The 13,003-nt window shown below is 51.1% G+C and carries 7 protein-coding genes; 2 read left to right on the top strand and 5 right to left on the bottom strand.

Going from position 1 to position 13,003, the window contains the following annotated elements; all coding sequences use genetic code 11:
* Positions 1-11 precede the first annotated feature (11 nt).
* Positions 12-626, top strand: a complete 615-nt coding sequence (locus Mal48_RS14155; RefSeq protein ID WP_145200673.1) for an RNA polymerase sigma factor — start codon at positions 12-14, stop codon at positions 624-626.
* A gap of 2 nt (positions 627-628) precedes the next feature.
* Positions 629-883, top strand: a complete 255-nt coding sequence (locus Mal48_RS14150) for a hypothetical protein (protein ID WP_145200670.1) — start codon at positions 629-631, stop codon at positions 881-883.
* A gap of 167 nt (positions 884-1,050) precedes the next feature.
* Here the strand turns inward: Mal48_RS14150 and Mal48_RS14145 are convergent, their stop codons facing one another.
* From Mal48_RS14145 to Mal48_RS14125, 5 genes are all read right to left on the bottom strand, one after another.
* Positions 1,051-2,952, bottom strand: coding sequence for a polyprenyl synthetase family protein (locus Mal48_RS14145; protein ID WP_231739576.1), 1,902 nt, complete (start codon positions 2,950-2,952; stop codon positions 1,051-1,053).
* A gap of 81 nt (positions 2,953-3,033) precedes the next feature.
* Positions 3,034-4,815 carry a prenyltransferase/squalene oxidase repeat-containing protein gene (locus tag Mal48_RS14140; RefSeq protein WP_145200667.1) on the bottom strand — a complete coding sequence of 594 codons (1,782 nt, stop codon included), beginning with the start codon at positions 4,813-4,815 and terminating at the stop codon, positions 3,034-3,036.
* Positions 4,808-5,848 carry a PIN/TRAM domain-containing protein gene (locus Mal48_RS14135; RefSeq protein WP_145200664.1) on the bottom strand — a complete coding sequence of 347 codons (1,041 nt, stop codon included), beginning with the start codon at positions 5,846-5,848 and terminating at the stop codon, positions 4,808-4,810. Before Mal48_RS14135 ends, Mal48_RS14140 begins: the two co-directional genes overlap by 8 nt.
* A gap of 522 nt (positions 5,849-6,370) precedes the next feature.
* On the bottom strand, positions 6,371-7,558 hold the full coding sequence (locus Mal48_RS14130; RefSeq protein WP_145200661.1) for a DUF1559 family PulG-like putative transporter: 1,188 nt from the start codon (positions 7,556-7,558) through the stop codon (positions 6,371-6,373).
* A 636-nt stretch (positions 7,559-8,194) separates the two neighbouring features.
* On the bottom strand, positions 8,195-12,976 hold the full coding sequence (locus Mal48_RS14125) for a hypothetical protein (RefSeq protein ID WP_145200658.1): 4,782 nt from the start codon (positions 12,974-12,976) through the stop codon (positions 8,195-8,197).
* Positions 12,977-13,003: the final 27 nt, after the last annotated feature.

The raw sequence follows: 13,003 nt of genomic DNA, 5'->3' as shown, positions 1-13,003 counted from the left end.
CACTAGTAAGTATGGTTTCTCAAACCGATTGGGTAGAACGACTCAATTCTGAAAGCGCGAATCGAGACGAAGCGATCACTCAGCTTCGTGCGATCTTGATTCGTGGTTTACAGAAAGCGCTCTCCAGCAAAGGCGTGGACAACGCTTTCGTTGAGGATATCACTCAGGATGCGCTGCTGCGGATTCTAGATAGTCTGGAGACGTTTGAGGGACGCAGCCAATTCACGACCTGGGCCATGGCGATCGCCATTCGCACTGCAGTCAGCGAAATGCGTCGTCGGCACTTCAAAGATGTCTCATTGGAACAAGTCATCAACCATGATGATGGACAAGTGGTTGAGCTTGAAGATTCCGACACCGTGACAGTTTCGGCGACATTGGATAAAGAAATTCTTTACGCAAACTTGCGTCGACTCATTGAGTCCGACTTAACTCAACACCAACAGACGGTGATCCGGGCATTGCTGGGAGGCATGCCCGTCGAAACGATCGCAGATCGTCTGGGGACGAATCGAAATGCTGTCTATAAAACAATGCACGATGCACGAACCAAGTTGAAACGAGCCTTCGAGTCTTCGGGAGTTTCTCGTGAAGATATCCAGGGAATCCTGGCGGGAGGAGCGTAACGATGAACTTAACAAACGAGAAACTTGAAAAGTTGCTGGATCTGGTTTCCAAAACCTGCGATGACGAAACGATTGATTGCGACGAGTGCCTGAAATATGTCGCTCAATACGCCGAAGAGCATCTTCAAGGGCTGACGCCGTGCGAGCAACTTCAAGCAGTGAAAGTTCACTTGGAGCATTGCATCTGCTGCCAACACGAGTTTGAAATCTTCATGATTGCCTTTGAAGCAATCATGAAAGAAAACGAAGACTGCTGACGCACTGCTTGCGTAGAGGAAAGGTTTGCCGTTCGGAACTTTGCGGTTTAAAAATCAAACTCAAAAAAGAATTGCCGCAACGATTCCATCAACGAAACCGATTGGCATGTTCACCACACCACGGGCGTGCTTACCCTGTTAATGGGCAGACGGTCGTCCAAACTGCTCTAAGAGACAATCGGAAGGGAGACTAACATTGAGTCGGCAGCTTGCTGTTGTTCCAGTGGTGTCGGCTCACCTTCTTCAGCCAGAATTGAATCAACAAAGAAGTACAACAACTGACGAATCTCGTCCGATTCAACAGAGTCTGCGAGTGCTTCCGAGCGTTCGCGTGACTTTTCGATCAAGCCCTCGGCTTTTTCGAATGCGCCACAAGAAACGAAGATTTTTCGAAGCTTACCGATCCTCATGAGATCGTTGCCCGAGGATTCGTAGATTTCGCGAATCTCGATACGCTGCTCTGGCGTAGCAAGCTGGAGTGCCAGGGCCAGTAGAATGGTCGGACGCAGTGCGAGGGCATCCTGACCAGCAACCAGTTTGTTGTGGTCATCTCCCTGCCAGTCTTTCAGGTCGTTGAGGATCTGAAAGCCGACTCCGAGCTGACGACTGAATTGTGGGATTATCTCGCGGTAAGGATCGACCTCTCCTGCCATTCGCAAGCCAGAAAACAGAGCCGCTTCAAAAGCTGGAGATGTTTTTAACGCGTAAATTTGCAGAGCGTCAAGCGGCGTGATGTCCCAGTCAGGAGAGTCCTGCCAGGCCATCTCAGCCCCTTGACCATCACAAAGCTTGATGTGAGCTGCTGCCATACTGTCGAGAATGTCGCAAGCGACGTCGCTGCCAAGTTCTTCACGAGACTCATTAACAAGCCGATACCCCAGACCGATCAGATAGTCACCGATGTTGATAGCTGGGCCGATTCCCTGTGTCCGATGCAGTGTTTCCCGACCGTAGCGATACAAGTCGTTGTCCTGGATGTCATCATGAATTAAGGAGGCTTTGTGGAAGGCTTCAATCGCCATTGCCACTTTAGAAATCGCAGGTGAGAATTGAACAGGATTGTCTCGGTCATGTCGCCCGTTCACAATCTCTCCACCCGTGGCGGCGTCGTAGGCAGCCAACGTGATGAATGGACGGAATCTCTTTCCACCATTTGAAAGCCAGTCGTAGGCGATGTCTTCTGTCATCCCAAGTGGTGACTTGGCCTTCTCGGGTGTGTTGCTGCGAACACGAGGGAGAAGTTCATCAAACTGTTTTGTGAAGATGTCGACGGAACTCCGCATGAGCGGAACGTAGCTGCGAGTTTCCTGTTCTTCTAATGGCTCGTACTTATCGAGAACTTCCCAGACCCAGGATTCGTCGAGGGATGTATTTTTGCAGTCGCTCGAATGAAGCGGAACCGCGAACGATGGGACGCCAGCGATCAGGACTTTATCAATCGCTTTTTCCAGGACGTTCAAACAGGCGACGCCAAGGATTCCGTCGACGTAGCCTTCGACAATAATCTTCAGGACAATCGGTGACCCTTCAGCCACGAGGACTTTATACCCCAATTGATCAGCTCGGACTTTGTAGTCCGCAATGGAGCAGGCTCCACATTTTTCACAATCAAGTCCGAACTCATCGTAGTCCGCAGGGCACCCTTCTGCGTGCTTCAAGCAATGCGGCAACAGCAGCATTCGTCGCTCGAAAGGTGTCGCCAGAAACTGTCGCTTCCAGAAATAGTTCCCGATCATGACCATAGCAAAGCCGAGATATTTCTCGGGCTGGTCGATCTTCTTCAGGAATTCTCTGCCCCATTGCTCAAGGTCGCTACGCGTAAATGCATTCGCTTTGTCGAGCGTTTTAGCGAACGCCTCGGCATCAGCCTTGATCAAATCGCGGAGCGCCAACGTTTCAGGAACTGCTTTCAAGTGAGCAGAACTCTTACGTTTGTTGCGCTTCCGTGGTGTCGGAGCGTCGTCGTGTTGCTTTGCAGTTTTAGTCGTAATGGCCTCACCTGTAGGGGCGGACTCTGACACAGCCACATCCGAAGAGGGCGCGGACGACGAGTTAGTCGCGATGTCCAACGTCTGCTCCTTTATTATTTGCACGCCGCCAGACGACGACTGTTAATACGGGATCTGACCGCGCAGTCTATATTTTATTACTCAGTTTTCATTACTCGAGTGCCCCTGACAAGTCTCTTTTGCTTTTCGTAAGGCACTTGCCGAAAAAATGATGGGATACAGCCGTTCAAAGTACCATAATTTGGCAAAATAGAAACCGATCGGAGTCGTTTCATCGATGGTTTTGGACTCCACGCGGTCAATCAACCAGCCGACTCCCCGAGCAACTTCTGTCGTCGCAACATCCGATGACAGCAGAGCTTCCACCGCCAGAGAGGTCTCCTCAACCGACGAGGGAGCCCCCTGAACGCCGCCCCAGCCACCATCTTCATTTTGTGCTTCTCGAAGCCAGCGTAAACCATCCTGAGCCTGAAGAGCCTCGATTCGCCCAGTATCTCGATACGCAGCGATGACTTTTGCTGACCCATACACCGGGTTGATATCCTCCGGAGCATGTTGATTTCCGAACCACAATGGCAACCACGATCCGTCTGCCCGCTGCTGCTTATCGAGGAACCGGAATCCTGCTCGTATTCCCGATTCAATCTCCGACGTGAACGGTGTGAGAGTTTTCACTCTCTCAAGGGCACGAATGCAGTGTGCCGTGATATCCGCTGAACTTCTGTCAAATGGGAGCGCTCCCCAACCTCGGCAGAAGGTCGGCCAACCGCCGTCGCGATTTTGTAAATCGAGGAGCCATCTCGCAGCATTCTGCAAAGCTGATTGAATTTCGGGCGATGCCTCTTCTTTTGAGAGTGCCAAGACCGCAAGCATCGCACCCGGAGTATCATCCGCATCGGGGACGCCTCCGCTCAAGTTCGTCCACGCCCAACCTCCAGGAGCCGCTTGAGTGAAAGGATGGACCTCCTTGTACTGCTGTTCGAGCAACCATTGCAGGATTTTCTCTCGATTTTCTTCAGGCAGTTCCTCGCCCAATGCGTTGACTGAAAGTGTTGTGACCCAGGTCGCCAGATTTGTATCAATGGGCCAGCTGCCATCTTCCAGAACCGAGTCTTTGAGAAACCTGACACCATCTTCAACGACCGGGTGGGTAGAAAGCCCTTTGGCAGCCAGACTCATCGTGACAAAACTCGTCAACGGAGCAGCCTCCAGATAGCCGCCCGTTGTTGGTTGGGTTCGCTTGAGGATTCTCAGACTTTGCGGAATGCTGAAATTTCGAAGCCAGCTGTGAAGCGGATTCCAGGGCTTTCGGAAATGATGACGCACTTGTCCAATCGCAATCAGAGCCGGTAGTGCGTAGCTGACGACTGGAAGGCGAATTGTCGCATAGAATTGGTGTGGTAAGCAGGCAAGTTCAAACGGAAGTGCCGAAACTTCTTTCCAGTCGACTAAGCCTGCGAGCGCACAATGGGTGAGAATTGGAACGGAAAATGTTTTGTCTTTTCCGTATCGTTTGACAACGGCAGCTACCCCGCCCATCTCTGTGATGTAACGATCCGCTCGTTCGACAACTTCAGCGTACTTTGCGGATTGTTCTGTCGCATGAAAAACTGCATGCGAAAGCATGGTCGTCGAAATGTTGCTAAAACTCTTGAGGGTATCCCCCCAACCTCCATCGCCATTCTGATGCTCGCCAAGCCAGGCGAGCCCGTTTTCGATCAATGGAGAGAGTTCCGCACTCCGTTCCGGGTTCCCTTTCACCACTTGATGCAACGCCATCACAGCGGTTGCAGTCGAAAGCGGTGATGTGGAAAGTTGTCCCGTCCAGTGTCCCTCAGAGTTTTGCTCACGAAGTAATCGATCGCGGACAGACTCAAATGCTTGCTGAAGTCGTTCGAGATCGACTTCAATTTTGTTAGACATGACCATCGGCAAGTTTGGAAAAAATCATTCGTCCCGCACTGTTTTGGAGAACACTGGTGACAACGGTGTCGACTTCTTTGCCCATCTCGCGAGTTCCGTTTTCGACGACAACCATCGTGCCATCGTCCAGATATCCAATGCCCTGCCCTTGCCCTTCACCATCTTTGATGATGCGAATTCGGAGTTGCTCACCAGGAATGAAACGGGGTTTCAATGCATTGGCGACATCATTCAAGTTCACAACATCAACACCCTGAACACCGGCCAGCTTATTCAGGTTCACATCATTCGTCACAAGTCGACCGTTAATCTCGATGCACAGATCAACCAGCTTCTGGTCAACTGTTTTCTCACGATCTTCAATCGTTTCGTGAACTTTGATTTCAACTTTCGGATCTTGCTGAAGTCGTTTCAAAACATCCAGTCCACGACGCCCACGGCTCTTACGGATTTTATCTTGGCTGTCAGCAATGTCCTGAACTTCCTGCAAGATGAAGCTCGGCACAATGAATTGAGTTTCAACGATATTGGTGTCGATCAGATCGGCGATTCGGCCATCAATCAGCGCACTGGAATCGAGGACCATCGGCGATCCCCCTTTGAGTTCGCGAGAGAACTCCACGTACGGAATCACAAAGCGAAATTGATCCTTGGTTTGCAGCAAAAAAGTGATGCAGACATACGGCATCATCAAGATCGCCATCAGTGTGACAGCTCCCCGGAATGCAGCACCTTCGGCATTCATGGACTCAAGCATGGCGAACAGAGGAGCCAGCGCAAGGTTCAACAAGTATGTCAGCAGCACACCAATCAACAATCCAAAGTAGATCGCCGAAATCACCTCGACGCGTTTGCGGGGAATCAGGACGTCAATCAATAAGATTGATAGCATGATCAGCAGCATCACGGAGAATGACGCAACCGGATGGGCTTCAACGAATGGTGGGGCGCCAGAGTTTTGTGTGAAGGCGAAGGTGGCCAATGCCCCAACACAAATCAAAATATAAATTGCCCGGATTATGAGAAGCAGCATGTTGGTGGGTTATCTATTTCTGAAGGCTTGGTGAAGGTTGCCCGACAAGTCTGTTGAACGCGATCGTGAAGGCCAATGTGCACGGGGGGCCATTTGACCTCATGAAGATGAGTTCAACGTCCTGTCCATGGCATCGGTCGGCAACCAAGCGGCGCAAAGTCTTGGCGCATCTTACGTTTGCCTGCACAGAAATTCTACAGCACAACCTTCAGACAGAAAAAAAGCAGCGACTCAAACGAGCCGCTGCTTAGGGTTTTAAGCTTTATTCAACCTTATTCGCACTCACAAGGGCTCAAATCAAAAACGTCGTGCAAGTTGGACGACCGGAGGTTTCCGGGGTTTTGTGAGCCGTCCTGTGTTTGCTCTACGCTGACCTGAGAGCACTTTCGTGATTCCAGTCTCCGTAGAGAGTGCTTTTCATGTGATGACTCGCTCATTCCACGAGATGCAAGTGCGTCCATCAATTCGAAAGAGGCTCTTCACATCCTGTCTTGTGGCGAGCACCACATGGATTGAAAATTCTTAGTAATCGTTGTTGCTCAGAATTGCCTGACCGTATCGGTTTCCGTTGGAGGAGACCAAACGAATGTAGACTGTGCCATCAATGTTCTGTGAAAGGTTTCGTCCACTTCCGTCTCCGAAGATCACATTCACAACACCTGGGTGAAGCGAACTTGGACGTGGGCTTGCACCCGGTGTGCCCAAGCCGACTTGATAGTTAATTTTGCTTGATTCAAGGAGTGGAGTTCCTGAATTTGCGATCAATGCAGTCGCCGGTGCTGGTGGAGAAGATGAGTCTCCAAAACCGCCAGGTGTTGTAAACGAATCAGGCTGTCCACTCGCTTCTGCCATGCGAACTGCAAATCCGGCAGCACCGAGTCGGTATCCCGCAAACCCACCGTTTCCAAGTCCAAACGTGTAAGCTCCGAATGTATTGGTCACAGTTGGGTCGTAGTCAGGAGTGTCAAGGTTTTCGCTCAAGAAAATCGTTTGGCTCAAACCATCCCCGGCAGAAATTTTGTCAATCGTGTTTTCAAACCCAGCTGGAGCAGCCCCGAATGGAGAACCATTAAAGTCGAACCGTGTATAGAAGAAAGCACCAGTTGCAGCTGTCACATTCACATTCTGTGGAGAATCCGCTGCTCCGCCAATTGCAGGCCAAACGAGACTGTGAACCTGATGACCGATGCTGTTGGCAGCCCAGTCCGAAGAGGTCGCGTATCCAGCATTGACCACGTATGACATGGCGCCATTGGCCCCATCGTTCGGGTCGTCTGGACAAACGTAGACATCGATATTTGTTGACATCAATGTGTGTCGTCCGTTTCCGGAAGGACGAAGTGAGCGGTCCAGCAGTCGGTCGTAAAGAGCACGTTGTTCGAGGTTCGGAAGGAGATGGACGGCCCAGGAAGCTGGTCCCCAATCCCCATCAGCTACAGCGTCTTCTTGAATTGCTAATCCACCTGCGAGTGGAGGAAGTTTTCCACGGTTGTCGGTGGCGTAGCTTTGCATTGCAATACCGACGTTTCGCATGTTGTTGAGACACTGCGTACGACGGGCAGTGGCACGGGCTTGTTGGACACCTGGAAGAATCAGGGCGGCCAAGGTGGCAATGATCGAGATTACGACGAGCAATTCGATCAGCGTAAATCCGCTGCGTCGTCGCGAATCTCGGGACTTCCCTTGGACAGGGGTGAAACGAATTCTCATTTTAAATCTCCAGATGTTCAGGCTCGACACATCCGTTAGAGGAATGCAGCGTCGAGAGGAAATGTCGTGGTCGCTGGCGAGGGTGAGAAGGAACAACGAATACGACGAGATGAATAATTGAAGTTAGTTTACCAAGTTACTTGAAAATATTTTGAGAGAGGCAAAACCTGACTCAAACTGTTTTGGCTCATGCTGCATTTCAAACCAGCTTGAGTCTCTGTTGGGATGGCACTCATGCGAAATGAAACAACGTTTCGCCGCTTCTGCTTGTTAGGCCTTGCATTATGACATCTACAACTCTCGATCGAAAGTGAAAAAACAACAAGAACTCGTTGTGTTCATCACCTTCTGAGGAAATTAACGCTTACGCACAACAAAAGATATTCTTTAGCCATGCAACTTTCAGGCCAGTCAACAGAAAGTACGTCATTCGTCACCATATTGCTGGGCGTAAGTCTGAATGTCGTCGGAACTCACAACGTCCATCACTTTCTGGCCTAGTTACTAGAAACGTGTACAAAGTACGTTTCTCAACAGGCTTTTCAATTTTTTTGGAATTTTCAAAGCCTGTTCCTATGTTACCATCAGTCGCCGTTCCCACGTCTGGGGACTCATGAAAAGGCATTTCATACACTGTTACGGCAACAGTTGACGGTGAATAATGAACTTCCGGAAATCGAACGTCCCTCGATTCGGGTCATACGCCTCCTCAAGCCGAGACATATCGACCACACAAAACATCCGATAACGTGGCAGATCGCCCGCGACATCGCCAAGTTTGACGTTTCCACCGTTAATGTGGGCTTCGTGCAAGTCGATACCGACCCACATCGCGAAAACATGCGAACGGGTCGTACTGTTATTCGCGACCTTGGCAAGAATCCGCTGTCGGGTGTGGTAGTCAATCGTATTGGTTCCCACATCGGTGGTCGGACGAGCTTCAAAAATACCGAGTGAGTTCAGGTCAGGCGGGTTGTTGTTGACATTCCTTCGCAGGATCGTGTGTTGACGACTCTGGTTAGGACTTCCGGGGTGCACGTAACCTAATGGTCGAAATGGTCTCGCCTGGTGTGAGCCAGGCAGCGATGTTCCAGTCGGTATTCCACCTGCACGCCGGATATCCCTTGAGTCCTGAAACTCATCCATCCAGTCGCGAAGTGGCTCGATAAAGTCTTGTGTCGGGCGATTCGCAAGTGGATCGTGATGGACTGTATCGTCAATCAAACCAGCCAGAACATGCTCATGACGAATCATATTCAGGTTGACACGACCAGGTGTGCGGCGTTGCCAGTAGAGATCATTTTTGATGACATCTTGAGTTCGTGGAGGTGTCTCGATGAAATTTAACAGACGACTCCAACGCTGATCGGCAGCAAGGAACCGTACCTGAGCAACACGCGACGCTTCGAGTGTATCGTGATTCGTATTTTCGGTCAGGTTTCCAATGACACCTCCGTTGATCAACCGCGAGAAGTCTGCTGCTGCACTGGTTGACCCTGCGTTGCGATTTCCGTAACGCGGAATTGAAAGTAGCTCGATCACAGAAGAGAAGTCGCGATCGAAATGAGGTTGCCAGAACCAGAACTCCACATTTCCAAAATCTTCAATCCATCGCTGATTGGCACGATTCTTATCTGGATGCGTCGCTGTTCGCAGGGTGTGATTCCGTTCTGAGTTATTTGCGTCAGATCCTGAGTCATCAAAAAATGGATGGTTATCACGGTCGTGGGTGTATGGGTGCAATCGTTCCTGGCTATGCAGCGCTCTCAACTCAGCTTGCAGCTGGGATTGATTTGGAGAGATCGGAGCAGTGTGTGTCGTAAGGAAACGGTTGCCGGATTGACGGAAATCATTAGGGACCACAGCAATTCGGTCCACTTCGATCCAGTCACTTTCTCCTGCTCCCTGGCCACGCAAGTTTTTGCGACGTTGAAGAAGAAGCGTGAACGCCGGGCCAGAGTCTCCATTGGCTGTTTGCTCGACCAGCGTCGAACCAGTGTAAGTGCTTGCAGCATCTTTTCCGCCGAAGGTGCGGAAGTCTTCGTGAGGAAATCCGGTTCGTGGAGTTAAATCGAGGTCGACGACAGGATCGGGCGTTTGATTATTATTCGGGATCTGTACTGTCGTGTTCGATTTGGGATAGATCAGTTGCAATGGGCTCGAACTCTGATCGTCATCGATATTGACATAGAACTCACTTCCAATCGAGTCTCCAGAGCCGTTCACGACAGTTCCATCATGACAGGCGAGCAAGAAGTTTTCGCCAGCTGGAATGACGCGAGCGGTCCCGCCGGCATCTTCCTTAAACTCCACAGCCATGTCGACCACTTCATTTCCCCCAACAGTTGAGACTCGTGCAATTCGCCAGGACTCATCGTTGAGGTTGATGTCAAACGGGCTGAGGTTTCGAAGCTCCATGTACAGGAATCGGTGACCATTTCCACCAACCCCGGTATCGTCATGCAGTGTGCGACCAGAGTCGGTGGCAATGACGTCAGTTTCGATCAGCATGACTTCGCTGAATGACAACTTTTGTGATTCAATTCCATAGACAGCCTCAGTGGGGGCATTGTCCCAACCATCCGACAGATCAGGATCGTAAACGAACTCTGTGATCACATCGTCGCGGTCCAGTGCATCGACATAGTTGACTGCAAACTGGGCCATCTCTCTGGCAACATCAGGATCAATCGCAACATTTACCGGGCTTGTGGTAAAGTCAGGGTCGATGTTGGTGCCAGTGCCGTCATTCCCAGCGAGTGTATAAAGCAACACGTAGATATCACGGGCCAATCGCTGACGGTCATAACGTGCCCACCACTCCTGGACAAATGGATCTGTCGAAATATCTGCAAAGGGTGGAAGACCTGCCCCGCTTGTAACATTGTCGTGAGGGATAGCCGTGTTGAGATATGTTTCCGTTCCGAGCGGTGTCCCAGTACTGTCATAAAAGTCAATGGCGTGTGGGACGAGGTTACGATACTGAGGGTTTGAATTGTCATCAAAGGCATCGTTCGCAGATGCGTCGAAGATCACATCGTCGGAAAGAATCCGGTTCAGATGCAGTTTGCGTTGCGGGAGCGCACTATTCTGGTTCCCCCAGCCGGTATTTCGAATTGTCAGCAAACGCCGGATCTCAGGCCGAAACGGGTCACGTACTGAAATCGCTCCATTCTCGTGACGAGAGGGTTGAATCGTTCCAAATTGTGGAGGAAATCGGTCGTCGCCATCCAGGTTGTCATTAAACTCCCAGGCACGCTCGGTTGTGGAAGGGAAAGGCGAAAAGGCAAACTGCAGGCGGTCCCAACTCTCAGTTGTGAACTGAGAACGGATCTTGCTGGCCTGTCGATTGAATTCAAAGTTGAACGGAGCCAACGCTCGCAAGCGTGAAGTCGATTTCGTTCCCGACCAGTCAGACTCCGAAAGGTGCATCGCTGCGATTTCTGACGGTGCAAAACGTGCGTCATGGACATCCGGGAAAGCAGAATCCACAACCCGCTCATCCTCTTCATCAACGAGCATATCTGTGCTCAATTTCTGCAAAGCTCCTACTGAAATCGCATCGCGATAAGTTGGATAGTTGGCGTTCCCACTTCCCTGGTCTTGCCATGCTCCCTGAGCGGGATAACTTGGCCAGCGCATGGGATTGTTGGTCAGCCCGCCTGCTTCGAGAATTCTCTCACCAATTGTGCCGACGCCCGTTGTTCGATACACAATCGAGGCAACGTTGCTCGGGGTTCCCAGATCTGGAATGTGATTTCCAGTCCCGCCGAAGTCGAGTGGATGCACAAACGGAGGAATATCGACACCAATCGAAGGATCCGTGTAGCGGACTCCCCCACCGGGAGTTGTTCCACCATTTCTGTCCTGGTCATCATCAGCACGTTCACTTCCGGGAGCGTTAAAACGCCCCATTGGCGGTGTTGGTCCTTCGTTATTCAAGCCAGTCAAAAGTTGGCCACCATCCAACCCGTATCGGCCGGGGACAACTCCGTTCAGGCGATCAGGTCCACTGGGCGCCATATATTCCAGGGTGCTGGGGTTAAAGTCCGGACGACCGAGGGAAATCATTGCCCATTCCAGATTGGCTGTGATGAGGTGGTTAAATGAGCCTACGCCAATCCTATCAACAGGCGGGGTGACAGCAGTCGTTCCATCAAATCGACGAGCCGCCATACCACGATGCGGGAATGTGATGTAGCTTTTGAGTGTGTTATCCTGTTCGATAAAGTCGGCACTCCCCGGGTCGGCATACATGGCGATTAAAGGATTCACTTCCGAGGGGGTCAGCCCCAGATTCGAAGTGTGAACCCAGGTCGATTTGTTGCCGATATGCTCATAAATGCCTGCCTCACCGGCTGACACGCGTGATCTGCGAACAAAGTCCGACATGTTTCCATGAACATTGGCATTCAGTAAGCCGTCGAGATCAGTGATTTTGAACGAATAGACCGGCACGACCTGACGACCATTCGGAAGTTCAACCATCGGGTGGTCCAGATCGACAAGAATCGATTCCTTCAGACCATCGCCATCCAGATCGACATCCAGTTCATAACTTGAAGCCACGCCATCCCAAACACCCAATCTTGGATTAGGAAACGGGAAAGGTTCAATCAAGCGGTCCTGGTCCCCACTCTGTGCGTTCTCTCCGTTAGGCCCTGTGACATAGCGATCGGTCAGGTTGCGGTGCGGACGCATCACACGGTTCGCCGAACCTGCAGTGTACCAGTTTGCAAAAGTGAATCCTGATTCAACAAAATATCCCGGTAAAGCAAACGACGGTTTAACGACGCGTTCCCCGGTGATGGAATCGACATAGTCCAGTGAGAGAAACAAGCTGTTGATGTCGGGGTAGGTATAACCCGCAGCTGGGTTGAAGTCGAAGTCAGTGACCGTTCCTAACAGGTCTGTTCCCCCATTCGACAGGGGGCTGAAATTCACGATAAAATCCGATTGATCATGAGTCGGGTTTCCATCGCCGTTGTAATCAACGTCGAACGAATTCGTTCCTGTTGAGGTGACCGTGATTCCGGTTCCGGAATACGGATGTGCTTTGAGCGGAGCTCCATCTGGGGTGAGCGGCCCCATGATATGTGCTGCCAGCGACCAGCGACTCCCATACAGTGCACTGTTAGTGTAGGTCGAGGGGGTACTCACGAGGACTTGTTGGAGTCCGAAATCGAAGACCGGGTCCGGGTCGAATTCTAATGGCTTCTTCGTGGCGAAGGTTCGGGAAGAGACCAGTTCCTGTTGGGTCCAGCTATAGAAGAACAGACCGATCACCACGAGCGTGGTCATCAGCGAGACGACCATGATGATCACCGCGCCCCCATGTCGACGGGAAGCCGGGAGCACTGCTGCCTTCGCAGAGTGATCAGCTCGATTCTGTTTTGAAATATGATTATGGAGCAACATGTTCTTCTCCCTCTCGTAAGTTTCAGA

It is taken from the genome of Thalassoglobus polymorphus (genome assembly GCF_007744255.1).
GTDB classification, from domain to species: domain Bacteria; phylum Planctomycetota; class Planctomycetia; order Planctomycetales; family Planctomycetaceae; genus Thalassoglobus; species Thalassoglobus polymorphus.
This window is presented reverse-complemented; position numbering and strand designations above follow the sequence as displayed.